Raw genomic sequence first — 25,458 nt, forward strand, 5'->3', positions numbered from 1 at the left:
GAACAATATTTATTCAAAATGTAGTACATCATTCAGGATGTTCTTTCGATACCTAATTAAAAAAGTGGCATGAGTTATTGATTTGATTCTTTGACTCATTATTTTATTTATCATTTTAAAATATAAATTTTGATTAGAAAACATTCCTTAAATAGTACTTTTAGTTTTTTTAAACTAAAGTTCAAACACAGAAAGATAACTCACTACACTTTAATAGCCTGTGTTATTCTTTTACAAATAATTGCAATAGTTATTTGGTACAACGAATCGTCTAATGAATCAGAAATGTCGAAGACTTTAAACTCGATGGATTCATTGAACAGAATAACGAATTTTACCAGCGGTATTAATAATTCATTTGTCAGTTCTCAAAAAAGTTTTAACAATTATACCTATTATAAAGACAAAGAATCACTAAATAAGTACACCGCTTCCTTAAATGAGATCAGCCGATTGATTGACAGCTTAACCTTGATTACAAAAGACAATAAGGAGTTCATGAGGATTCTTAAAGAAAAGAATCAGTCTGAGAGTTCTGTCGAATCGATAAAATTAAGTATCGATTCTATTATCGAGTCACAAATCAATCCGGACAAGACTACTTTGTCTAAACCTTTTAAACTGAACAAATTTGCGTATAAGAAGATTTTAGACAGTATCAAAACTGACTCATATATAAAAGTAGATAGTGTGTCTAAAAAAGGTTTGTTTTCAAGATTGGGAGCTGCTTTGGCCGGAAAAGTGGATGTGCAGAAAGAGCAGTTGAAGATTACGGTTACAATGAAATATGATAATAAAGTAGTAACCGGAAGCATTGAAGAACAATTTGCTAACCTGTTTAATACGACTAATAAATTTTACGAAGAACAGTTTAAGAATCTAAAGAGATCATTTGCCAATTTAAAAGATCAGGATGCTAAACTAAAAGAGTTTAATAACGAATTACTGAACTTAGAGGCAGAGATTATGCCGAATTACAACAATTCGTTGAAATTGCTTCAGGATAATACTCAAAAGCAATTGCAAAAGCAATACGATTCAAATAAAATTGCGAGAAGTTATACCATTGCGATTTTGATCTTAATGATGTTTATCGTTTCGCTTGTACTTTTTGGCTTCACAAGACTGGCTTTTCAATATGAAAAAAGACTGACTATCGCTCAGATGCAGATCCGAGAAAACCTAAGTTTTAAGAACAGAATTATGGGAATGATCAGTCATGAAATCAGATCTCCTTTAAGCATCATTTCAATTTATAGTAAAATGATAAGTGCATCTATAAAGGATGCTGAAATAAAAGATACTTTTAAATCAATTCAGTTTACTACAAACTCATTGCTTCTTTTGGCCAATCAGATTCTGGAGTATTCGAAAGATGGAAATTATGAGCCCAAATTAAACAATAAGAAATTCCTGCTTAAGGAAGAAATTCATCAGATTGTTAATTCGATGGCTTCATTGGTTGAAAGTAAAGGAAACAAGATTGAAGTGAATTCTAATCTGATTTCAAATCTTGAAGTGAATTCCGATGCAGCAAAAATTCATCAGCTTTTTTATAACATTATTGGTAATGCGAATAAGTTTACCGAAAATGGATTGATAAAAATTGCGATGGATCTTGAGAAGACCTCCGATAAGCAAGTAAATTTAAAAATAGAAATTGAAGACAGTGGAATAGGAATTGCCAAGAATGACCTGAAAAACATATTCGAACTTTATTATCAGGGTACCGTTTCAGGAAAAGTAAATGATCTTGGCGTAGGTTTGGGGCTCAATTTGTGTAAAGAAATAGTAGAATTGTTTGATGGGAAAATAGATGTTCAAAGCGAAGAAGGCAAAGGGACAACGATTATTTTCAACCTCTTCATAAGTTTAGTTTAAAATAAGACCAAATTAATATACTTTTTGTATATTGACAGTAAAAAGGCAATTAGTTAGAGAAAAGCGCTGAAACAACCCTAAATTAGGTAAATGAAAATGAAATCCCCATCCAATAACTATAGCTTTTTAGTAGCTGATGACCATAGTGTGGTTCGACAAGGCGTTTCTTTGATGATAAAAGAGTTATTTTCGAATGCTTTAATTCATAAAGCCGGAAATTTTAAGGATACCCTTACTATTTTAAAAGAACAGAGTATAGATTTATTAATTTTAGATGTGAATTTTCCTGATGGAAACAGTATCAGCATCATAACAGAGATTAAATCCATCCAGCCCGAAGTGAAAATACTGATCTTCTCCGCTTATGATGAGAATATCTATGCAATGCGTTATCTGAATGCCGGAGCATCCGGATACCTGAACAAAGAAACTTCGGAGGAAGAAATGAAAAACGCAATCAGTTCGATGATTTTGTCCGGAAAGTATATTACGCAGAATCTTAAAGACAGGATTCTGGACTCTTATATTTCAAAAAAACCAACAAACCCATTAGATGTATTGTCCAACAGAGAAATCGAAGTGGCACAGCTTTTAATTAAAGGCTACGGCAATCTCGAAATAATTGAACATCTGAACATTAAAAAAACAACAGTAAGCACCTATAAAAACAGGATTTTTGAAAAGCTGGAAATTGATAATCTGGCCGATTTGATTAAAGTTTTTCAGTTGTATGCGGATTGATAAACAACGTACTTCAAACCTATTTTAAAAAACAGGACTTTTTAAGTGCCTGTTTTTTTTGTGATTCATATTTTTTTTGTGATGTTTTTTCTGTAGAAATAATTCTACAACAAGGCGTTCCATGTTCTATAACGTATTGATTTTATTGCATGTATTTTTGTTTTGTCAGGAAGACGCAGTTGCTGGAACTTTATAAATAAGATGGATTTGTAGCAGAATGGATTATTTTTTTTCAGCATCTAGCTTCCTGTATTAAAAGATACTCTTTTGTTGTTACGGACGGCTTTTTTTGTTTTTGTTTTTTGGGTTATAAAAATCAGGTCAATTTTTATTTTTTTAGAAGATCGCCGTCTGATCAACAAATAGTGCTTTTATAATCTAATGCAAATTTTAGTGCTAAAGAAAACTACAGTTAATAGAAAGGGAATGTATAAAAGTAAGACTATGGAATTCGATTTTTATAATACAAAGAAGAAGGCAAATGTGAATGTTTTTAAATCTAAAGCATTTGATGAGGTTCATGACGCTCTTTTCGTATTTACGATTTCGGCAGATAACGATTATGAAATGCCATTTATAAATGACGCTACTTATGAAATGTTTGAAGTTTTATCCAATACCATGTTTACTAATACCGTACTTTCTATATACGATCGAATTCATCAGGATGATAAAAAAAGAGTGAAAAACTCTTTATTCGACGCTATTAAAAAAAGAAGAAAATGGAGTGTTGTGTTCAGGGCAGAATTACCTTTCAACGGATTAAGCTGGTTTAAAGTGACTTCAAAAAGAATAGTCAATAAAGATGGAAGTACGGAATTTTATGGTCGTATAACTGATATTACCGAATTAAAGGAGCAGGAGTTAAAACTCAGAAGAACGGAAGAACGTTTTAGGTTTATGCTGATGACTTCAAACGAAGGCATTTGGGATTGGGATCTAACCAGTGATCGAATTTATTATTCGCCGCAAGCCTTAAATATATTGGAATTAAAAGCTTCTGATATTTCTTATACTTGTGAGGGATGGAAGAAAATGATACATCCGGAGGATGTTGAGGATTGTCAAAAGGCATTTAACTATCATTTTGATAACAGAACTCCTTACTACGAAAATTTTCAACGTGTGTTAACCTCAAATAAAAATTACAAATGGATTCTCAGTAAAGGAATGGTGACCGAGCGTGATCTTGAAGGAAAACCATTAAAAGTAATAGGAACTTACAGCAATGTTTCTTTTCAAAAAGAGAAAGAGCTTGAGTTAAGAAGAGAAATGGAAGTGTATAAAGAAAAGAACAACAGATTGTTGAATTTTTCGCACATCGTTTCTCATAACCTAAACTCGCACGCAGGTAATTTTAAAGTTCTTTTGGACTTGATCGATTCAGAAGAAGGTTTTGATGAAAAAGTTGAAACATTAAAATACCTGCGTGCGGTTTCCGGAGATCTTAGTAAAACAATTGAAGATCTGTCGCAAATTGTAAATGTTCAAAACAATGCCGAAATTAATATCGAGGCGCTGAATTTAAACAGTTATTTAAACAGGGTACTCAACATTGTTAATGCCTATAACAACAAGAATAATGTTACGATAATCAACAACGTTTCCCCTGAAGCAGTGGTTCATTTTAATCCGGCATATCTTGAAAGTGTATTGCAAAATCTAAGTAGCAATGCTATAAAATATGCAGATCCTAAAAAACCACTGATCGTTGAATTTAATTTTTTCAGAGAAAATGGAAGAAAAGTATTCACCATAAAAGACAATGGTTTGGGAATTGATCTTAAAAAACACGGAGATTTAATTTTCGGAATGTATAAAACATTTCACAAACACGAAAAAGCAAACGGTTTGGGCTTATACATTACAAAAAATCAGATCGAATCTATGAATGGAAACATTACAGTAGAAAGTCAGGTAGGAGAGGGGACAACTTTTAAAGTCTTTTTTAAAGATTAAAGGTGCTGTGTTCAGCATTATAAATAGAATTTCAGATTACATAAATAATTATTTTTAGAATGGAAAAATTTATCGTTATTAAAAAAGCCAATGGAGAATTTCAATTCGAATTTGTAAATAAAAATGGTGAAATTATTTTAAGCAGTGGCGATTATACCCGAAAATTCATGTGTATGAAAGGGATTGAATCAGTAAAAGTTAATTCACAGGACAACACAAAATTCTTCCGGAAAACAAATTCAAAAGATGAAAGATATTTTAATCTTAAAGCTTTTAACGGAAAGATTATCGGAACAAGTAAAATATTTAAAGACAGAGATTCCCGCGATGAAGGAATACTGGAATTTAGAAAATATGCACCACACGCTATTGTAGAAGATCACTCTAATACAGTATTGGCTGAGAGTGCAGCATTTTAGAGTTATTCAATAAAACCGTCTGCCATTCGGTTTGATTTTATAAAACAATGAACTTTTGTCGTTTTCCGGATTGTAATAACGGAATCGTTTTTTAGATAATTTAATTGGTATATTACACACCTAAGACCGCTTTTGCGGTCTTTTTTGTTTTTAATAAACTCAAGTTATAAATTAAAAACCTAAAAAAGAATCAGTTGTAAAGTTGGTAATTAAACAAAAAGTTTAGATAATCTAACCAGGAAGATATCTGGTCAGATTTGCTCTGAAAGAGTTTTAGCATTAACATGATGTGCAGCACTATGAATGATAATGGCAATTATAGGTTACGCCCTGAAAGGGCAAAAGCCTGATCGAAAAGGAAGGCATCCACATATTTTGTATAAGATTCTTTAAGAATGCGAGCGTTTTTTTTGAATTTGTTGGGGATGAAAATTGCTTTTGCCCCTTCAGGGCAATTCTGTATCTTGATCTAATACATAGTGCTTTGCACTATGCTGTTGCTTTTCAGGCTTTCAGCCCTTTTTTCCGCAGCTTCTGTTCTTGATCTGCGATAAGCTGAAAAACATTTGCGTCTTTGTTACTTGTCCGTTTTATTTTATTACTTTTTTTATTGTTTTTTGGTAAAAAAAAAGATTAATATTTTACAAATAGTAAAAAAAATAACTTTCCAGGGAAGTTACGCTTAATCAATACTTAACTTATGCTCCGTGCAGTATTTTATCTGCTACTTTCCTTGAATTTCCTCACTTTAAAGATGTAAATCAAGCACTATTCTGTCAATATTTCAAGGATTATAAAACTATTTTTTTACAAATACTTAACAAATTGGACCTCTCAATTTTCTTTTCTTTAACAATTAGATAATTTTTGATTATTTACTATTTATAAAAATCATTGTTTATTTGCTTGTATAAATTTAATATTTGTAAACAAATTAACCATGAAAACAATTTACAAGGCAATTTTAATTTTTTCGGTTGCACTTTTTACTCAAAACATGACCGCCCAAAAGGCAACAATAAGCGGAACGATTACCGATGCGCAGTCCCCACTTCCGGGCGCAACCATTGTACTGTCTAATAATCAAAAAGCAACAACTGATTTTAGTGGTTATTTTACAATTCAGGATGTAGGATCGGGCAGCTTTGAATTACAGATCTCCTATATAGGATATGAGGTAAAGAATATAAAAATTGATATTAAAGACAATCAACAGTTAAAGTTAGGAATCATTCAACTGCAAAGCAATTCCAAAGAACTGAATGAAGTTGTCGTGAGCGGAATGGCTCAAAGAAATAGTGAAGCGAGAGCATTGAACATGCAGAAAAAATCAATGAGTATTGTAAATGTAATTGCTGCCGACGGGATTGGAAAACTACCGGATCGTAATGCTGCCGAAACCGTACAGCGTATGCCGGGAGTTTCAATAGAGCGTGATCAGGGTGAAGGACGTTTCGTATCGGTGAGAGGATTACCGCCATTTTGGTCGTCGACTACAATTAACGGAAACAGAATTCCAACTGCAGAAGAAGAAACGACTTCGAGAGCTACCGCATTTGATTTTTTCCCTTCAGATCTTATCGCCTATGTTGAAGCTACTAAAGCGCTTACACCCGACATGGATGGTGATGCGATTGGCGGAAGTGTCAATTTTACTACACAAACCGCTCCAACGAAAAGAACAATTAAAGCAAGTGCTTTTAGTGGATACAATCAAAAATCTGATAAAGGGATTTATAGTGGATCGCTTACAATAGGGGACAAAAGTAAAAATGGAAAGTTTGGATACATTATCAATGGTACGTATTGGGATAGAAACTGGGCTACCGATAATTACGAGGCGAGAAGACAAGGTGATCAGGGCGTTTACAGATTGGAGTTGAGAGATTACACCGGAGTTAGAAAAACCACAGGTTTAAATGGTGCAATGGAGTTTAATCCTTCATCGAGAGATAAAATTTTTCTGAAAGTAACTTATGGCGGACTTACAGATGAAGAAACACATTACAAACACCGTATCCGATTTGATAAATTCAACGGTACAACAAATGCGTTAACGGTGGAACAGCAAGATATTCACAACCAATTAATGACACAATTTTTAGGTCTTGATTTAGGAGGAAAACATCAGTTAGCGAACGGAAAATTAGACTGGAGTCTGGCTTCTTATCGAAACAGGTTTAAGTATGGCAACATTCCAAATGCAGAAGACAACAGTTATTTTTTAATTCAGTTCAATCAAACCGGAGTAGGGGTTAAACCCGAATATTTAAAAACAGTGCCGCTTGCCAGTGGTGGAGCAGGAGGTCCAAGAGCGTATTGGGCTGCTGATGGCGGAATTATGGATCCAAGCAATCCAAAATCAATATTTGATTTTTATTCCGATCCAAATTTCAAAACAGATCCAACAAAAATGAAGTTCTCTACTTTAGAACTTTACAAAATCAATATCGTAGAAAGAGACAACATTATTGCGGCTGTAAACTACGAGCATAATTTTAATGAGAATCTTAAAATGAAGTTCGGAGCGAAAGTAACAGATAAAGATCGTATCGCTACTTTTAGAGACGAATACTACAGCTGGACGGGTTCTCCAACTCCTTATTTGTCCAACTATGCTTCTGATTTAATTCTTCAACCGGGAGGTACAGATTACTTAAGGAAAGAAACAGGCACTTTGATTGGAAATAGTTTCGGTCCGGTTTTATCTCCGGACGGAATGACAAAATTATTCAATACCTCAAAAGCAAATCTGGTTTTAAATCCTGCTGATTCGCAGATTCCGGAACTGGGAAAAGGATTAGGAAGAAACTTTAATGTAGGGGAGACAACCTCTTCTGTTTATGCGATGTCTACCTATAATCTGTCTGATAAATGGACTGTTTTGGGAGGTCTGCGTGTAACCAATACCATAACACAGGTAACGGGTAAAACAGTAGAAAACAATGTGGTGGTAGATGCTGAGAATACTAAAACATATACGTCAGTGCTTCCAATGTTGCACGTAAAATACACTCCGATTGAGAATTTGAACCTACGTTTTGCAATAACCAGAACATTTGCAAGACCTAATTTTGGAGACATTTCACCGGCAGGTTCATTAAACACGATTGACGGAGAGTATGCAGGAGGAAATCCAAATTTGAACCCTACCTATTCCTGGAACTTTGATTTGTTAGGAGAGTATTTCCTTGACGAAGTGGGAATCATTAACGCCGGAGTATTCTACAAATCGATTACAGATCCAATTTTTGACGATACTTATCAGGGTACCATTAACGGCATTCCTGATATAGAAATCAGTTCACCTGCTAACGGAGGAAATGCGTGGATTGGCGGAGTTGAATTTGGAATTACCAAGAGATTCAGCTTCTTGCCGGGATTCCTGAAATATTTTGGAACTCAGATCAATGCAACTCTTATGGACTCTGAAATGACTTTAGGAAAAAATGCTAACAATCCTAACGGAAGAAAAGTATCAACACCTTATCAGGCAAAACAATTATACAACTTGCAACTGTTTTATGAGAGCGGTAAACTGAATGTGAGAGCTGCCTTCAACCATAAAGGAGCTTATGCCACAAGTTTTGATGCCAATGCTAAAAATACAGACATGAATGATATTTATTACGGTAAATACAACTCGCTTGATTTTTCTGCTTCCTATAAAATTGGAGATCATTTTACCATTTTCAGTGATGTAAATAATGTATTGAATGAGCCTTTGATGTACCATTTTGGAGAAACACCAAACCGCCCAAAACAGGTAGAATATTACGGAATGAAGTTTAACCTTGGTTTAAAATATAATTTATAGACAACTATAAGTTAACCCGTTGGATGTGCGCAGATTTTATTTTTACAGTTTATTTTTTTTTAATCTGCTGCAATCAACGGGTTTCTAAAACAACCGTACTTATTTCACATTGATCACAACCCCATCACGTTAAATCTTAAGAACTAATGTCTAAAAAAGCGTCTAATTTCAGGTTCATACTCAAAACGTCCATAGCGGCATTCGGCACTTATTTTTGTATGTATGCTTTCAGAAAACCTTTTACGGTCGCTACTTTCGATCAGTTGTCTTTTTGGGGAATAGATTATAAAATTCTACTCATTTTAGCACAGGTTTTAGGCTATACTTTTTCTAAATTTTTAGGAATCAAAATCATATCCGAATTAAAGTCGGCCAGGAGAATTTTATATTTAATCAGTTTTATAGCCATTTCAGAACTGGCTTTGCTGGGCTTTGCTTTGGTACCGGCACCTTATAACATTCTATTTTTATTCATCAACGGATTGCCTTTGGGAATGATTTGGGGAATCGTTTTCTCTTATATTGAAGGCCGAAAGACAACTGAATTACTGGGGGTAATTTTATGCTCGAGTTTTATCGTTTCCTCAGGAGCGGCAAAATCTGTCGGAGTATTTGTTCTGAAGATTTTGGGGTGCAATGAGTTTTGGATGCCTTTTGTTTCGGGATTACTTTTTATTGTTCCGCTAATCGTATTTTCATTGTTTTTGGAAAAAATCCCAAATCCGGATGACGAAGATCTGGTCATGAAATCCAAACGAAGACCTTTAGATAAAAAAGAACGTGCATCATTATTCCGACAATTTGCTTTTCCGTTGACCATACTGATCATTTTTTATGCCATGTTAACGGCAATGCGTGAATTCAGAGATAATTTTGCAAGAGAATTATGGGATTCTTTGGGATACAAAGAGAGTATTTCGATTTATATGTATTCCGAGATTCCTATTGCGATATCTGTTTTGGTCATTTTAGGATTTTTAGGAAGTATGAAAAACAACTACAAAGCCTTCAAAAATTATCATTTGGTATTGCTCCTGGGTTCTGTACTTATAGGGATCACAACCTTATTGTTTCAAAAGCACTTAATGTCGCCACTTCTGTGGATGATGATTTCCGGATTTGGAATGTACGTTTGCTACATTCCGTTCAACGGTTTGTTTTTTGACCGTATGATTGCCACTTATAAGATAGATGGAAATACCGGATTTTTAATTTACATCGCCGATGCTTTTGGTTACTTAGGAAGTGTATTGGTATTGTTTTTTAAAAATTTTGGTGACAAGAATATTTCCCTGTTAAGCTTTTTTACCACCTGTATTTATCTGCTCTCTTTTGTTGGGATCATCACTACCATCATGTCCTTTAACTATTTTAAAAGGAAGTTTAGAAAGACTGCTAAAATTCATGCGGCTATGAGTTATGAGATGTGAGTTATGAGATGCAAGATGCAAGATTTGAGACGCCGTGGAAAACCTGAAACTTGAAACCTGAAACTTAAAACTTGAAACTTGAAACCTGAAACCTGAAACAACAAACCAAAAACAAATAAACAGTAAAACAAATAAAAACACAAACATGAAAGAGAAGTATGATTTAATAATTGTCGGGTCGGGAGTTCTGGGCACATTTCACGCCTACCATGCCCTGAAAAAAGGAATGTCGGTTGCCATTCTGGAAAAAAATAGTAAACCGGAAGGTGCGACCGTTAGAAATTTTGGACAGGTTGTACCGTCCGGAATGGATCGAAAATGGCAGAATTTTGGAAAAGAAAGTTTAAAGATTTATAAAGATATTCAATCGCAGTTTGACATTAGTATCCGTCAGAACGGAACTGTTTATCTGGCTTCAAATGAAGAAGAATTACAATTGATTGAAGAACTCCATCAGATTAATATTTCGAACGATTACGAATCTAATTTGCTGACTAAGGAGCAATGCCTGAATAAATATGACGGTTTACGTGCTGACTATTGTAAAGGAGGATTGTTTTTTCCGCAGGAAGTTACCGTTGAACCTTCCACAATGATTCATAAATTACATCAGTATATGACAGCTAATCTTGGACTTGATTTGTTTATGAATACTACTGTCGTAGAAACCCGGGACCTAAACGATGAAGTAATAGCAAGAACTGCGGCAGGTGCAGTATACAAAGCTTCAAAAATTATTATTTGTAACGGAAGTGATTTCAAAATATTATATCCTGAGATTTACAACAACAGCGATCTGATTGTTTCTAAACTACAGATGCTGCAGACGAAACCTCAGAATAATTACAAACTGGACGGCTCTATTTTAACGGGATTGACCATCAGAAGATATGAATCGTTTGAAGAATGTAAATCGTATCAGGCCATCAAAGCAAAAGAGAATCCGGATAGTTTTGAGAAAAAGTATGGCGTTCATATCCTGTTCAAGCAAGCCCTTGACGGTTCGGTGATTTTAGGAGATTCTCATGAGTATGCTCCCGCAAAAGAAATTGATTCTTTGGGATTTGATCTGAATATGGACATCGATCATTTTATGATTGAAGAAGCCAAAAAGATAATCGATTTGCCTACTTATGAAATCCAGAACAGATGGTTTGGAATGTACTCGCAATGTAAGACCAAAGATATTTTCGAATACACCGTTGACCAGAATATTCACATCATAACCGGAATAGGAGGAAAGGGCATGACGGGAAGTGCAGGATTTGCCAAACATAATATTGATACAATTTTTAATGCATAGGGATTGTAAGTTTTGAGTTATGAGTTATATGGGAAATTATTAATCATAGTTTATAATCTACATTTATAGTGCTTTCTAGAGCAATAAACAATAGATTTTAAACCATCAACCATTAACCACCAACCAAAAACTATAAATTTTTTAAAATAAATACACAAAATGAAAATTAATGAAATTGAAATGGTTGTTTTTGATATGGCAGGAACAACAATAAATGAGCAAAATATAGTTTACAAAACATTGCATAAATCCATCAACAAATTCGGGATCGAGGTTTCTTTGGAATCGGTATTGTCATTAGGAGCAGGAAAAGAAAAACATCAGGCGATCAGGGATATTTTAGAATACAATAACATCACAGACGAGAATAAATCAGATGTAATATTCGAATATTTTAAAGAAACACTGGACAATGAATATCTTTCAGCTTCCGTTTTACCTATTGAAGGCGTTGAAAATGTTTTTGAAAATTTAAAAAAGGACGGTGTAAAAGTGGTACTAAACACTGGTTACAGCAGTCACGTTGCGAATACCTTATTAGAAAAGTTAAACTGGAAGGAAGGAAACCAATACGATGCCTTAATCACCGCCGATGATGTAGTGCTGGGACGTCCATTTCCGGATATGATATACAAAGCCATGCAATTATTTGCAATTACAGACGCTTCAAAAGTACTAAAAGCGGGAGATTCTGCGATAGATATTGAAGAAGGTAAAAATGCTAAATGCGGTGTAACAATAGGCGTTTTATCCGGCGCACAAACCAGACAGCAGCTTGAAGCAGCCCAGCCCGATTACATATTAAATTCGCTGGCATCGCTTTATAGTGTTATGAAGTGAGGTGTTTGATGTGAATAATGTTAGAAACAAGAAGTTAGAAGCAAGAAGAAAGAAGTAACAATTAACAATTAACAATTATCAATTATCAATTAACAATTAGTAAAAACAATATCCCTGCAGGAAAAGTTTCAAACAAGTAAATAAATAGTAACCATAAAACAATTCAACCCAATGAAAAAGATTTTTAGATTAAGTTACATTACAATTCTTGCAAGTGTGCTTTTAGTCACTTCCTGTACCAACGATTCAGCGCTTGTGAAAGACGAACAGGCAGTAAATGCTAAAACAAACTCTAAAACCGGCAAATCTGCTTTAAGCAGTGGTACCAGAAAATTGCTTATTATAGGAATCGACGGCTGTCGTGGAGATGCCCTAATGGGAGCCAATACTCCTAATGTTCATGCTTTATTACCGAATGCGGTTTACAGTTTAGATGCATTGACCGAAGCACCTACGTGGAGTGGAAACGGCTGGTCGACGATGCTTACCGGTGTGACCCATTTAAAACATGGCGTAACCGATAATTCATTTTCGAGTCCGAATTTTACCTCGTATCCTAGTTTTTTGAAAAGACTTGAAACGTATAATTCTGCTTTAAAAACCATGTCGATTGTGCATTGGGCACCCATCAATACCTATATTGTGGATGGCATTGATGTAGAGAAAACGCTCACCACCGATTTGGCCGTTAAAAATGAAGTGGTTGCCGCACTTACAAATGACAACCCGGATGCTTTATTTTTGCATTTTGATGATGTGGATCATGCAGGACACAGCTATGGATTTTCGCTTAATGTGCCACAATACAAATCTTCAATCGAAACCACAGACGGTTACATAGGTGAAATCTTAACGGCTTTAAAGAACAGACCTAATTATGCCAATGAAGACTGGCTGGTTGTGGTAGCGCCGGATCACGGAGGGATTGTTACAGGTTCTAGCGGATCTCATGGCGGAAGTTCTTACGAAGAACGAAACATCTTTACTATTTTCAACAATAAAAACTTTACTTCGACTAAAATCGAAAAACCGGTTGATCCCACTACAACGGTAACGGGTAAATTTGTCAATTTTAATTCCAATTCTATTTATGCTTCAACATCCAATGCACTTTACAATTTCGGAACTTCGAGTTTTACAGTAGAATGTCGAGTAAAAACATCAGGATATAGCAGTGATCCTTCGCTGGTTTCGAATAAAAACTGGGTGAGTGGTAAAAACCGAGGTTTTGTTATCTGTGCCAATACCGGAGGAACATGGAAGGTAAATATTGGGGACACTCAAAGTCGTGTGGATATTTCCGGTGGGACAATCAATGATGGGAAATGGCATCACTTGACACTTGTAGTAGACCGTACAGCCAAATTGGTTAAAACGTATCAGGACGGTGCTTTTGTGGGGCAGGCTGCTATTGGAGCCAGTTTCGGAAGTCTGACTTCCGGACTGCCTTTCGCAATAGGACAGGACGGAACGCTCACATATGGTGCCAATGTAAACGGAAATATTGCTGAGGTGCGTGTATGGAACAAAGCCTTATCGGAAGCTTCGATTTTAAATTATACCTGTTCTTCAGTTACCGCTTCACATCCGGATTACTCCAATCTTATTGGATATTGGAAAGGAGATAACGGATCAGGAAACAGTTTTACCGATTCAAGCGTTCAGCAGGTAAACCTTGCTTTTCCAAATACTCCAACATGGACAAGCAGTACAGCTACCTTAAAATGTGGTACCGCAACAGGAGCAGTTCCAAAGATGGTAGATATCGCCTATTCTTCATTGCAATGGTTTGGTGTACCCATCAATACAAGCTGGTCATTAGACGGCCGTTCATGGCTTCCGACAGCGAACTAAAAAATTTGTGTTTTTTGTTTTTTAAAGGGTTATCTTCTTTTTTGAAGGTAGCCTTTTTGATTTGATTCTGGCTTGGAGTTTAACCGCAAAGAACGCTAAGATGTTACACAAGGTTCGCAAAGTTTTTTAATGTAAAGAGATGGTTTAACCGAAAAGAGCGCACAGATGTTATGCAAGATTCGCGAAGTTTTATTTACAAAGCTTTGCGAACTTTGTTTTTTAAAAGGTTTGACCTGTAAAAATAACTTAGCGTTCTTTGCGGTTAAAAACGGTTAAATCTAATTATTACTCTCAGAATAAAAGTAGAGCACCAGCATCACACAGTTTTCTGTTGTTCGGTTTTGAGGCACGTGCGGATGCCTTCCGTTGAAACATAGCGAATCGCCTTCATTGACAACCACTTCTGCATCATCTATAATATAAGTCACACTTCCTTTAATGATGTATTTGAACTCCCAGGCATCTGTAATTACTTTTTCACGTTTACAGTTGGGTTCTACGTCAAGAATTACAGCTTCAAAACCAATAGAGTTAATGCTTTTACTGAAAATATGATAATAGTTAAAACCGGTAGTTTCGGCACGGTCCTCTTTTTCTATTTTTTGATAATCTTCTTTTTTAATATGAATGTATTTCGCATTCTTGGTATTTTCAACGCCTTCAAAAAAGTAACTCACATCCGTATTTAAGGATTGGATCAATTCAATTAGAACGGGTAGGGAAGGAATTGTTCTTCCGTTTTCAATTCTGGAAATCAAACCGTTGCTAACTCCGGCTCTGTTGGCTACTTCGTGTATGGTTAATGCATTTTTCTTCCTGATCTCTTTTAATCTCTTTCCAATACCAATTAAAAAATCTTCCATAATAAAAACTTCAGTTTAGTATGGTAAATATAATACAATTAGCGGGTGAGTTGCAAAAGCAGGGAAGCCTTTGCGTTAATTTTACATTTTTTATAGCTCGGATCATGGCACATGGATGATACGGATTCGCTAGGTGAAGACGCGGATCTGCACGGATTTTTTTGTTTTATCCGGGATAGGATTATTTTATCATGATTACGCATTTTATTCTTCTAAAAATCCGTTTTCATCCGCTTTCATCCGCGTTTTTGTGAAACGAATCCGCTTCATCCGTGTATTTTTTTTAGTACGAACTTAAAAACTAAAAAGAAGCTTTTTAAAATAGGACAGAAATCAATTCACCGTGACATTTCTAACCTTTGTTTTTTTAATGAGGTTGAGAGAATCCCTGATTAACGATTTTATTTCTAACGATGGAGCTTTGCGAATTTCATGTCTGTTTTGAATTGGGCCCTCTATGTCCATTTTAGCAGCCTGTAAATGGGCTTCGAACGCTCTGAGCACCTGATTTTCGATAGTTGAATGTTTCTTGTAGTAATAGATTGCATTGTGCAAATCCTCTATGTGGCCCGTAAAATCTAAGATTGCTCTTTTGGATACCGCCCGATTGTAGTAAATAGAAAACTCTAAAGGATCAGTTTCAATGGCTTTGTCGAAATCCTCAATAGCATTATAATGGTAATCCAGTTTTTGAAGACAAGTTCCTCTTAAGGCATATACCCCCTGATCAAATCCGGAATTGATCGCACAGTTTAAATGCAGCAGGGCATCCTGAAACCGATTCGACAAATAAAACTGTCTGCCCTTTTCCAGATGAAGAGAACCATCATTAGAAACGGGTTTTGAAAGTCTTTCCGTAAACTTTTTTATTACTAAAGTGTTGAACCATTTCATGCTTTTGAGATTTTAGCCAACAGATTAAACAAGTCCTAAAAAGATTTATTAGAAATGGGGGGATTAAATTTAGTTAAATTTTTGAAATATAGCAACTTACGATTGTTTTTATTTCGAAGAACACAGCAAAAGGATCCTAATTACCGAATAGGTAAGAAAATTTTTCCAAAGAAATACAACAACCGAATAAGATGATTTGTTTTATCAAAAAGCTACTTTTTCTTTCTGCCGAGCCAAATAATTAGTCCCGTAATTGGTAATGTCGCAGCAAAAAGGCAAACCAAAAAAGCAATTATTTTGGTGGTTAATCCATAAACACTTCCGGTATGAATAGGATACATCAAACGTTTCAGTTTGTCACCGTTTGAATAGGATTTATAAGGTCTGTTTTCAATATTTTCCGCCGTATACTTATCAAAATAAGCCGAGCTGGATTGATGTGGAATGATTCTTTCGAGATCTTCCTTCAGAACGGTAATACTATTAATTGTATCCACCGGCATTCTAATTTGGATATTTCCGGTATAAGGAAAAATACTGTCGGTCTTATTGTAAATACTTTGGTAAAAAGCAGTATTATTGAGTTTAGGATCTATTTTTGTTGGATTCTCTACTTTTAAAGACAGTTTTTTACTGGTTGTTCCATCGGCCATTAAATAAAGACCATTTTGAAACCAGTCGAAGGCGAAGGAAAGACCGGTTAGCGAAATAATAAGTAAAGCTAAAAAGCTGTAAAAGCCAAAAGTAGAATGAAAATCCCAATTGATTCTTTTGAAAGAACCGCTCCATTTTACCTTTAGTCGTTGTTTTAAATTTTTAATTTTTTTCGGCCACCATAACACCATACCTGTGAGCAGCATCAGAACAAAGATAATACAGGAAGATCCCATAATAAGCTGACCGGCATCACCCATTAGCAGTTGTCTGTGGAGTGAAAGTACGACCACAAAAAATCGACTTTCCTGAGGTGTTGTGGCGAGCACTTTTCCGGTATAAGGATCAATAGAAAAAAACTGTGCCTTTTTATCAGCATCCTTTGCCAGAATTTGGAAGGTACGCGAAGGATCATTAAAGGTATAAATTCGGGTGATTTTTTTGATGCCGTATTGTTTCTGAAGAACGTCTGTACAATAATCAATCGTTTTTTTGGTAGTTCCTACAGATGAAACCTGATAGTATTGAGGATGTAAGAATGAGTCAATTTCTTTTTCAAAAACTAAAATACTGCCGGTTAAGGCCGCAATGAAAACGATTAAACCTGAGCCAAGCCCCAGCCATAAATGTATTTGTCTGATCGTTTTTTTTATTCCTTTCTTCATTTAGTAGCTTATTTGGTTTTATTGGCACTCCGGTTCACACCGTAATAGCATCATTTTCTGTTGGAATTAAACTTGAATCCACAGAAAATGCGTCGCAAATTTATACTTATTTAGACTAAATCTTTATTTTTTAAATGAAAAAAAGAACCGTAAAACCTCAAAAATGCTCATTTATTAACTTTTGAATGGAGTAGTCTTAAACTTTGAGAAGAGAAAACTTACAGATTGATTTTGAATCGTTTTGTGACATTCGTACAATTTTTTAAGCTGCCGCAGTTGCAATATTGCTTTTTTATCAAGAAACGGATTTATTTTCTGACAAAGGCGCATGAATTATTAAATATTCTATAGAATAAATCGAAATAATACTTGTTAAACAATTATTAATCTTTATTTTTGCGCTGTTTTTATTAATTCTAAATAAGAATAAAATCACTAACCAAAAAATTAAAATCAATGAAATATCTTAGTTTAAGAACATCAAAGTTTTTATTTATTATCAGCCTCTTATTTTCAGTCTTTTCTTCTTTTGCACAACAAAATGGTGGAAAAATTAAAGGACAAATCACAACCTCTGACGGAAAATCGGCTTCGGGAGTTATTATTACACTTAAAAATTCAAGATATAAAACCATTTCAAATATTGACGGCAGCTTTAGACTGAACAAAATTGCAGAGAATATTTATACACTACAAGCTTCATTATCGGGTTACGAAACGATTGAACAGGAAGTTACGGTTGCCAACAATGAAACGACCAATGTGACTTTGCAATTGAAATTTAATGGTAAAGAAACCAGAGCTTCTGAAGACAATGGTGACCAACTCGATGAAATTATCGTTTCAGCGAGCAGAAAAGTAGAAACCTTATCAAAAACACCTTCTTCGGTAACCGTAATCAACGCTAAGGATATTGAAGACTTATCAATTGTAAGTTCAAATATTGCCAATACTGTGGCATTTGCAGTTCCGGGTTTGGGATCGGGTACAAACAATACAGGGAATTACGGTCAGACACTTCGCGGAAGAAATCCCTTAGTTTTGATTGATGGGATTCCGCAATCGACACCGTTGAAATCTGCAGGACGTGAACTGCGTTCTATAGATCCTTCGGTAATTGAACGTATCGAAGTCATTAAGGGAGCAACTGCCATTTATGGGAATGGTGCTGACGGAGGTTTGATTAATTACATTACAAAATCAGGTAAAACTCAGAAGAAATTTGCCGGATACAGTGAGGCAGGAACTAACGGAAATATAAAAGGTGACAGTACATTAGGATACCGATTCAATCAGCAGTTTTACGGAAAAATCAGTAAGTTTAACTATATGGTAGGCGGAACTTATGAAAAAACGGGTGTTTTTCGTGATGGAGGAGGGAAGGTTATTTCTCCTGAATACGGATTAGGGGAAACTAAAACGTATAATGTGTTTACCAAAGTAGGTTACGATTTAACTCCTAAGCAAAGAATTGACTTCATGTACAATTACTTCAGTTCGAATCAGGATTCGGATTTTATCCTTAAAAATGGAGTATACGGTGTAAGCCCGGCAATTGGAGTATTGGGTAACAGGCCTGGTGTAGACGAAGGAAATCGTTACAATCATAACGCTAATCTTCAATATGTAAACAGAGGGATTTTTGGAAGCACTTCACTTACAGCTAACTTGTATTTTCAGGATTTCCTGACGGCATTTTCTAACTCTACTTTTTTCTACGGAAGCGGACAATCACAAACAGCATCTACTAAAAAAGGGTTAAGAGTATATTTGAATTCTCCTTTTGTAATTTCGTCAAACTTCACAGGTGATGTGACTTACGGATTCGATTTACTAAACGATAAAACGAATCAAAAACTGGTTGACGGACGTGTTTGGGTTCCGAACATCGATATGGTCAATTTGGCACCATATGCGCAATTATCGACACAGTTGTTTGGTGACTGGAATGTAAAAGCAGGTTTACGTGCAGAAAATATTAAAATCAATATCGACGATTATAATACTCTTGCTACCGGTGCAAATGGAGCGGGAAGTATCGCTGTAAAAGGTGGTGAACTTAATTATGATGCTTTTGTTTTTAATACAGGTATTCGATATTCAAGATTTAAATTCTTCAATCCGTTTGTGAGTTTTTCTCAGGCTTTTTCTGTATTTGATTTAGGAAGGGTTTTAACCAATGCAAAACAGGATGCCATCTCTAAGTTAGAGACAGAACCAATTATTGTCAACAACTATGAAGGAGGTTTTAGCAGTCAGTTAGGGAAATTCAATTTAAGTGCTTCTTATTATTTGAGTACATCAAAATTAGGAACCAATTTGATTCAGGTAGACGGATTTTTAGTAGCAGAACGTTTGCCGGAAAGAGTTTGGGGATATGAAGTTCAGGCCGATTACCAAATTCTTAAGGAATTGACAGTAGGGGGTAACTATGCAAATGTACAGGGAAGAGGGGATAAAGATTCTGACGGGAACTTTTACGGACCAAACGATATTTATTTGAAATCAAACCGAATTCCTCCGGTTAAAATTACAGGTTACGCAAAGTATGGCGGTAAAAGATTAAATGTTGAATTGTACTGGATGTACGTTGGTGATCGTGATGTTTTCAAACCAAATGCAAAAGGAGCTTATGCCATTGGTGAAGGACCAATTCATTCGTTCAATTTATGGAATCTGGCATCTGCTTATAAAGTAACAGATAGCATCCGTGTTAAACTTGGAATTGAAAATATATTCAATACCGATTATTATCCAACGACTTCGCAATTTTTCGGTACAAATGCCAATTATACAAGAGGAAACGGTACCAGATTTAATTTAGCACTGGGATATAGCTTCTAAGAGATAGCTTTTCAAATAGTATTATTTTGTTTTTTTATTTAAAAGGTTCCTGACGCGGTTTTGTCAGGAGCCTTTTTTGTTTTGGAAGGATATAAAAAAGTCACAGTTTACAGTCTCAGTAATCAGTAAACACTGAAACTAGGTAATACGACTGTAAACTGCGACTGAAAACTGTGATTGAAAAACTATAAAGCTCCTTCTAATTCCAGTGACTCCTTAAGTAAAGGATAGTTTACTTTTCCGTTTGGTGTAAGCGGAACGTCTTCTATGTGCATCACTTTTAAAGAACTGGCATGAAGATTTAGTTTGGCTTTTAGCACTTTCAGAATCAATTCTTTGTTCAGATTTTCGTCGGTGTACATTACGGCCAGATGTTTATCGTTTATTCCGATACAGATAAACGTTTGTCCGCCCAATGCATCTTTCAGCAATAATTCTGTTTCGTCAAGATTGAGACGTACTCCGAACAATTTAACGATTCGTTTGATTCGGCCAACAATATAGTAGTAACCTTCTTCATCTTTTCGGGCTTTGTCTCCGGTGTGGAGCCTTTCCTTTTCCTCATAAAACTGAAGATCGGCTCTCACATTGGCATATCCGCCGTAGACATTGGGACCAATATAAATCAATTCCTCTGTTTCGTTATCGATCTCAAAACGTCCATTTTTAACTGGTAAACCAATAGAAGTTCCTTTTCGTAGCAGATCTTTCGGAGGCAGATAAGCCATACGACCGGAGGCTTCCGTTTGACCATACTGAGCAAAGAATTGTTTGCCGAATTTCTCATTAAAATCTGAAATTGCCTCAATTAGTTTGTGGTTCAGCATTCCGCCCGTATGAGTCAGGTAACGTAAGGAAGGATGATCTTTCTTGAAGAATCCGATACTGTACAACATCTCATAGAAGTACGGAACTCCACCTAAGGTAGAGTATCCGTAGTTTTTGAAATCGGCCCAGAATTCTTTTTGAAAAGCATCTTTATCCGTACAAACAATCTGACTGGCTTTGATACAATTGGTGGTAAAAATCGACAAGCCATACACAAAATTAATAGGTACATTTAAAGGCACTACATCATCTGACCGGATTGGCATATACTCCATAATCGATTTTGCATTGTGCACCAGGTTTTCATCAGAAAGCCTAACAAATTTAGGCGATCCTGTAGTCCCGGAAGTACTTAGCAAAAGTTTTATTTTGGCATGTATCGGGTAAATTAAATTTACGTTTCGTTTAAACAATACTATCGTTTCTGATGCATTTACCGCCGTATAACCTTCTATTTCAGTTCGCGTAGGGTCGTAGATATAATAAGGAGTATATTTCTGTTCCAGATTTTCCTTAAAATTTTCAAGTAAACCCATTCCCAACAAAGCAATCGTAAACCTGCTCTGGTAAAAATTTAGAAGCGTTTCAATAGCCGGTAACTGATTGTCATTGTAAATAAAAACAACTGAACGGATGTTTTCGATTTCCAGTGACTGATCCATTTCTGCAATAGATTTTGAAACTCCGGTACTGGCGTCGGTAAAAGTCAGTTTTTCATTTTTTCTGATTAAATCGTATAGTTCCATAAGTTTAGTGGTCTATTCTAATTGATTTCAAATCCGTATTTTTTAAGAATGTCTTTAATTTTTGCTACACTTCCCATCTCCAGAATGTCTTCCATTTCGATTGAGATTTTATAAGTACTTTCAAGTTCTTCTACTAATACCAAATGACTCATCGAATCCCATTCGGCTATAGCCTGATATTCCAGTCCGTCGTTTACTGATTCAACAGGAATTTCAAAAGCTCTTGCAAATACTCCGTGTAATTGTTCTATTGTACTCATTGTTCTATTATTTAATATTAAATTGATATTTTTTATTTGTGTTACTCTTTCACGCAGATTCTGCGGATTCAGGCAGATTTCAATTTGATTTAATAATCTGTGTACATCTGCTCAATCTTTTTAAAATCTGCGTGAAACAATTTTTTTGAATTTTGATTTTATTAAACCTTTGTATGTTTCCATTTTCCTTTTCGGAAGACGACAATACAAGCCACTGCCAATATAATTTCTGAAACAAGGATGGCTGTAAAAACACCGTTTGATCCCAGGTCAAAAGAAATTCCCAGAGCATAGGCAAGCGGAATCTGTATGACATAGAACATTAGGATGTATAGCCAGGTCACCACTTTTACTTCACCGGCAGCATTAAGGGCTCTTGAAATCACCATCGTATAACCTAATAAGATGTAGGCTATCGAAATTAGATGAATGTACATGGTACTAAAAGAGATCACCTCAGGAATATCAGTAAAGATTTTTATGACCGGAACAGCAAGGAATATCCAGGAAATTCCAATTAAAACCAGAAATCCCATGTTTAACATTCCCGCTCTCCAAACTGATTTTTCGGCGCGTTCGGGCTGTTTCGCTCCCAGATTTTGTCCGGTTAAAATTCCTGCTGCATTTCCAAGACCCCAAGCCGGCATCGTAGCGATAGAAGTGACTCTTTGTGCCAGAATGTAACCTGCAAGAGCACTTTCGCCAAAATGCGACATGATCTTAATCATGAACACCCAGCTTGATGCCGGAATGATGAATTGTACGGTACCGCCAAAAGCCAGTTTCAGTACTCTTTTGAAAATAGCAAGATTAAAGACCATTTGTGCCAGACCAATTTTTAACATGGTTTTTGCCCTTATCAGATACCAGGCCTGATACAGCACTCCAATTACTCTCGCAATTAAAGTAGCCAGTCCAACTCCCAATAAACCGTATGCCGGAACAGGACCCCAGCCATAAATAAATACGGGACACAGTATAATGTTCAATGCATTGGAAAGCCACAGTATTCTCATGGCAGTCGAGGCGTCTCCAACACCTCGAAAGATTCCATTTACGACGATTCGAAGAATCAAAAATCCGCTGGAAGCAAACATGACGATGCCGTAAGTTCTTCCTTCCTCAACCATAGCATCCGAAAGTCCCATGGCACTCATAATATCGGTGGTCCAGATGGTGCAGACAATACTAATCAGGGCGGCAATAGGCACTGTAGCATAAATCACCTGCATGGTGGTCTGACCTGCCGCTTTGAATTTTTTCTCGCCAATTCTTCTGGAAATCATCGCTGAAGCCGCTATCCCCAAACCAATGGAAACCGAATAACAAAAAGTGATGAAAGTAGTGGTCGCTCCCGCAATTGAAATAGCATTCGTACCCAATCGGCTAACAAAGAACAGATTGGAACATACAAATAGTGATTCCATCAGAAGCTCAACCACCATTGGAACTGACAGTAAAAGAATGGTTTTGTTAATGCTGCCCGAAGTGAAGTTTTTTTCACTTCCGGCAAGAGAACGCCTTAATAAACCAAAGAAGGAGCGTGTTTTTAAAAGGGCTTCTTTCATTAGTTTTCTTTTGCTGTTACTATTTTTTCATGGATTAACTGATGTAACGGATTCGGTACAAAACCACTTTTCTTCATGTGTGGAAATCCGGCCGTTTCTTCATAACCATTATACAAACGTCGGCTATTGAAAATAAGACGTTTGAATTCAGGTATGAACATATTGTACTTGTCGAAGATTTCCTGAAGCTCAGGATGTTCTGCCTGATATTCGATGATAATGTCGTAAACACAATTCCAAAATTCCTTCTCTGTATAGTTAGCGTTTGTAATCATAACGTGACTCAGGTATCTGAAGAAGGCATCAAAAATGGCGATTAGTATTGTTAACGGTGCATTTTCCGGATTTGGAGATGCATTAAACAAGTTATCAATAAATTCCTGTGGCAATTTTTTCTTTGCTTCTTCATTAATTAAAATATCTCCCACAAAGTCCTGCAAGGCAATACGTGTTGGCACATAATCTTTTAGAATCAGAATCACATTTTGCCCATGTGGATCGATAGATAACGAATGCTGGTAATAAATCTGAAGCACAGGCTTAAGATACGCAGTCATATAAGCTTTGAGCCATTGTTCTGTAGAAAGACCTGACTTTTCTATAAGTTCTTGTACAAGACTTTTTCCGGTGTTGTCTACATATAATAATGCCGCCATTGTCATTAAATTCTCTCCTTCTCTAAGGGAATTTATAGGACTTTCGCGCCACATAGCACCCAGATATTCATTGTACTGGTAAGGAGGATTGTCAATTTTACTATAACTTGGGTGGGCATAGGTAACCGAAACGACTTCGCCTAAAAGTACAACTCCCATTTTTTGCAAGTGCTCGTCTTTTTTAAGAACATTTTTCAGATACTCAGTCAAACGTGGCGCTATCAATAATTGTTTAGGAGACAAACCTCTGACATGACTGGTGTTTAAAATAGACATTGATGTTTTTACATAATGTTTATGAGGTGCACTTTCGTTGAAAAAAGTACGGATGCTTTGTTGAGGACTGTAAATGTCTTCGGTTAATTCTAATGGGATAAGATGTTTGGAAGCAATATCATTAGAAAATTGCATCACGAGTTTATTTTGCCATTGCCATACATGCACCGGAATAAAAACATAATCATACGGATCTACATTTAATGTCGCTAACTTGCTTCTAAAGGCATCCAGTTTTTCTTTTCCAATTTCATTTTCATAAAAATCCTGATCGTCCACATCGGTCTGTAAACGCAGATTAGCTCTGTTTTTATGAGCAGCAATCCAAATTAAACGTGTTCTTTGATCAGACTCGGGATTGTATTTCGTATAATCTTCCGAGTCAAAACCAATACGCCCCTTGTTGACTATTACCCACGGGTGCCCATCGAGACTGTGTTCGATCGTTTGAAAATCAGCATCGGCCAGTTCCGCAGCAGGCACACGACGGTTTGACTGAATGAAAGCATCAGCGTATAAGGTGTGCAGTAACTCTTCGATATAATGAGCCAGGGTAAAAGAGTTAATACCAAAGGTTTCCTGAAGTTCGATAAAGAAATTAGGGACATCGATATGCTCTAATTTTACTTCATGCTCCACTTTACAAAGGCTGTCTTTAACGATATGCCAATAGTTAAGAAACCTCGGATAAGCCGAAAAAGTATAGTAAATACTTGCGGTGTCGGTTTCTAATCTGAAATGAGTAAGGCCATCCTCATCTTTAGCGGTTATTTGAGGGTTTGCGACGTCTTCACGCATCAATTCCGAAATACTTTTGGCGAGTAAGTTTCGATTGACCTGATTCCAAATATCGGCGTTGAGGTGCTGAGCGTCTTTAAAGGTATTTTCTGGGGTTATCATCTGAGTTGATTTTTAGTATGATCTAATGGTTGACTGTAATTATTTTTTGTGACTAATGTG

At 35.9% G+C, this 25,458-nt stretch carries 17 protein-coding genes; 10 read left to right on the forward strand and 7 right to left on the reverse strand.

The features are described from left to right. Window positions 1–285 precede the first annotated feature (285 nt). The 9 genes from B0A80_RS01200 (at window position 286) to B0A80_RS01240 (ending at window position 14,244) form a co-directional block, all read left to right on the forward strand. The gene (locus B0A80_RS01200) at window positions 286–1,881 is read left to right on the forward strand and encodes a sensor histidine kinase (protein ID WP_089076141.1); all 1,596 of its coding nucleotides are present in this window, start codon (window positions 286–288) and stop codon (window positions 1,879–1,881) included. Window positions 1,882–1,971: 90 nt separating this feature from the next. Continuing rightward, entirely contained in the window at window positions 1,972–2,622 is a 651-nt protein-coding gene (locus B0A80_RS01205) for a response regulator transcription factor (RefSeq protein ID WP_026109902.1), read from the forward strand. A gap of 444 nt (window positions 2,623–3,066) precedes the next feature. Further along, window positions 3,067–4,581: a sensor histidine kinase gene (locus B0A80_RS01210; protein ID WP_233430681.1), complete on the forward strand. Its 1,515-nt coding sequence runs from the start codon at window positions 3,067–3,069 to the stop codon at window positions 4,579–4,581. 59 nt (window positions 4,582–4,640) lie between these two features. Beyond that, entirely contained in the window at window positions 4,641–5,000 is a 360-nt protein-coding gene (locus B0A80_RS01215; RefSeq protein ID WP_017495681.1) for a YegP family protein, read from the forward strand. 940 nt (window positions 5,001–5,940) lie between these two features. Then, the gene (locus B0A80_RS01220; protein WP_089076142.1) at window positions 5,941–8,817 is read left to right on the forward strand and encodes a TonB-dependent receptor; all 2,877 of its coding nucleotides are present in this window, start codon (window positions 5,941–5,943) and stop codon (window positions 8,815–8,817) included. 146 nt (window positions 8,818–8,963) lie between these two features. Beyond that, a complete protein-coding gene (locus B0A80_RS01225; RefSeq protein WP_165769207.1) occupies window positions 8,964–10,247 on the forward strand; it encodes a DUF5690 family protein in 1,284 nt (427 codons plus the stop codon). Window positions 10,248–10,392: 145 nt separating this feature from the next. Continuing rightward, window positions 10,393–11,550 carry a TIGR03364 family FAD-dependent oxidoreductase gene (locus tag B0A80_RS01230; RefSeq protein ID WP_089076144.1) on the forward strand — a complete coding sequence of 386 codons (1,158 nt, stop codon included), beginning with the start codon at window positions 10,393–10,395 and terminating at the stop codon, window positions 11,548–11,550. A gap of 159 nt (window positions 11,551–11,709) precedes the next feature. Continuing rightward, window positions 11,710–12,390 carry a phosphonatase-like hydrolase gene (locus B0A80_RS01235; protein ID WP_089076145.1) on the forward strand — a complete coding sequence of 227 codons (681 nt, stop codon included), beginning with the start codon at window positions 11,710–11,712 and terminating at the stop codon, window positions 12,388–12,390. A 171-nt stretch (window positions 12,391–12,561) separates the two neighbouring features. Next, window positions 12,562–14,244, forward strand: coding sequence for a DUF4983 domain-containing protein (locus B0A80_RS01240; RefSeq protein WP_089076146.1), 1,683 nt, complete (start codon window positions 12,562–12,564; stop codon window positions 14,242–14,244). Window positions 14,245–14,522: 278 nt separating this feature from the next. On the opposite strand, the gene B0A80_RS01245 is transcribed toward B0A80_RS01240, so the two are convergent. The 3 genes from B0A80_RS01245 to B0A80_RS01255 all read right to left on the reverse strand — a co-directional run bounded on the left by B0A80_RS01245 (window position 14,523) and on the right by B0A80_RS01255 (window position 17,320). Beyond that, window positions 14,523–15,107: a helix-turn-helix domain-containing protein gene (locus tag B0A80_RS01245; protein WP_089076147.1), complete on the reverse strand. Its 585-nt coding sequence runs from the start codon at window positions 15,105–15,107 to the stop codon at window positions 14,523–14,525. A gap of 333 nt (window positions 15,108–15,440) precedes the next feature. Further along, window positions 15,441–16,001: a tetratricopeptide repeat protein gene (locus B0A80_RS01250; RefSeq protein ID WP_089076148.1), complete on the reverse strand. Its 561-nt coding sequence runs from the start codon at window positions 15,999–16,001 to the stop codon at window positions 15,441–15,443. Window positions 16,002–16,213: 212 nt separating this feature from the next. Then, on the reverse strand, window positions 16,214–17,320 hold the full coding sequence (locus tag B0A80_RS01255; RefSeq protein ID WP_089076149.1) for a PepSY-associated TM helix domain-containing protein: 1,107 nt from the start codon (window positions 17,318–17,320) through the stop codon (window positions 16,214–16,216). A 456-nt stretch (window positions 17,321–17,776) separates the two neighbouring features. Between B0A80_RS01255 and B0A80_RS21060 the strand changes: the two genes are divergently transcribed. Next, complete coding sequence (locus B0A80_RS21060; RefSeq protein ID WP_089076150.1) at window positions 17,777–20,164, forward strand: TonB-dependent receptor; 2,388 nt, start codon at window positions 17,777–17,779, stop codon at window positions 20,162–20,164. 185 nt (window positions 20,165–20,349) lie between these two features. Here the strand turns inward: B0A80_RS21060 and B0A80_RS01265 are convergent, their stop codons facing one another. The 4 genes from B0A80_RS01265 to B0A80_RS01280 form a co-directional block, all read right to left on the reverse strand. Further along, entirely contained in the window at window positions 20,350–21,738 is a 1,389-nt protein-coding gene (locus B0A80_RS01265) for an AMP-binding protein (RefSeq protein ID WP_089076151.1), read from the reverse strand. 17 nt (window positions 21,739–21,755) lie between these two features. Continuing rightward, a complete protein-coding gene (locus B0A80_RS01270; protein ID WP_017495693.1) occupies window positions 21,756–21,998 on the reverse strand; it encodes an acyl carrier protein in 243 nt (80 codons plus the stop codon). A 161-nt stretch (window positions 21,999–22,159) separates the two neighbouring features. Beyond that, complete coding sequence (locus tag B0A80_RS01275) at window positions 22,160–23,566, reverse strand: MATE family efflux transporter (protein WP_070908332.1); 1,407 nt, start codon at window positions 23,564–23,566, stop codon at window positions 22,160–22,162. After that, window positions 23,566–25,398: an IucA/IucC family protein gene (locus tag B0A80_RS01280; RefSeq protein ID WP_089076152.1), complete on the reverse strand. Its 1,833-nt coding sequence runs from the start codon at window positions 25,396–25,398 to the stop codon at window positions 23,566–23,568. The genes B0A80_RS01275 and B0A80_RS01280 overlap by 1 nt, the downstream gene beginning before the upstream one ends. Window positions 25,399–25,458 lie beyond the last annotated feature (60 nt).

Origin of the sequence: Flavobacterium tructae (assembly GCF_002217475.1) — a bacterium.
In the GTDB taxonomy this organism is placed as follows: domain Bacteria; phylum Bacteroidota; class Bacteroidia; order Flavobacteriales; family Flavobacteriaceae; genus Flavobacterium; species Flavobacterium tructae.

What these genes read in the sequence shown, in the direction of transcription:
- B0A80_RS01200 (WP_089076141.1), top strand. Translation starts at nt 286, where the DNA reads ATGTCGAAGACTTTAAACTCGATGGATTCATTGAACAGAATAACGAAT.
- B0A80_RS01205 (WP_026109902.1), top strand. Translation starts at nt 1,972, where the DNA reads ATGAAAATGAAATCCCCATCCAATAACTATAGCTTTTTAGTAGCTGAT.
- B0A80_RS01210 (WP_233430681.1), top strand. Translation starts at nt 3,067, where the DNA reads ATGGAATTCGATTTTTATAATACAAAGAAGAAGGCAAATGTGAATGTT.
- B0A80_RS01215 (WP_017495681.1), top strand. Translation starts at nt 4,641, where the DNA reads ATGGAAAAATTTATCGTTATTAAAAAAGCCAATGGAGAATTTCAATTC.
- B0A80_RS01220 (WP_089076142.1), top strand. Translation starts at nt 5,941, where the DNA reads ATGAAAACAATTTACAAGGCAATTTTAATTTTTTCGGTTGCACTTTTT.
- B0A80_RS01225 (WP_165769207.1), top strand. Translation starts at nt 8,964, where the DNA reads ATGTCTAAAAAAGCGTCTAATTTCAGGTTCATACTCAAAACGTCCATA.
- B0A80_RS01230 (WP_089076144.1), top strand. Translation starts at nt 10,393, where the DNA reads ATGAAAGAGAAGTATGATTTAATAATTGTCGGGTCGGGAGTTCTGGGC.
- B0A80_RS01235 (WP_089076145.1), top strand. Translation starts at nt 11,710, where the DNA reads ATGAAAATTAATGAAATTGAAATGGTTGTTTTTGATATGGCAGGAACA.
- B0A80_RS01240 (WP_089076146.1), top strand. Translation starts at nt 12,562, where the DNA reads ATGAAAAAGATTTTTAGATTAAGTTACATTACAATTCTTGCAAGTGTG.
- B0A80_RS01245 (WP_089076147.1), bottom strand. Translation starts at nt 15,107, where the DNA reads ATGGAAGATTTTTTAATTGGTATTGGAAAGAGATTAAAAGAGATCAGG.
- B0A80_RS01250 (WP_089076148.1), bottom strand. Translation starts at nt 16,001, where the DNA reads ATGAAATGGTTCAACACTTTAGTAATAAAAAAGTTTACGGAAAGACTT.
- B0A80_RS01255 (WP_089076149.1), bottom strand. Translation starts at nt 17,320, where the DNA reads ATGAAGAAAGGAATAAAAAAAACGATCAGACAAATACATTTATGGCTG.
- B0A80_RS21060 (WP_089076150.1), top strand. Translation starts at nt 17,777, where the DNA reads ATGAAATATCTTAGTTTAAGAACATCAAAGTTTTTATTTATTATCAGC.
- B0A80_RS01265 (WP_089076151.1), bottom strand. Translation starts at nt 21,738, where the DNA reads ATGGAACTATACGATTTAATCAGAAAAAATGAAAAACTGACTTTTACC.
- B0A80_RS01270 (WP_017495693.1), bottom strand. Translation starts at nt 21,998, where the DNA reads ATGAGTACAATAGAACAATTACACGGAGTATTTGCAAGAGCTTTTGAA.
- B0A80_RS01275 (WP_070908332.1), bottom strand. Translation starts at nt 23,566, where the DNA reads ATGAAAGAAGCCCTTTTAAAAACACGCTCCTTCTTTGGTTTATTAAGG.
- B0A80_RS01280 (WP_089076152.1), bottom strand. Translation starts at nt 25,398, where the DNA reads ATGATAACCCCAGAAAATACCTTTAAAGACGCTCAGCACCTCAACGCC.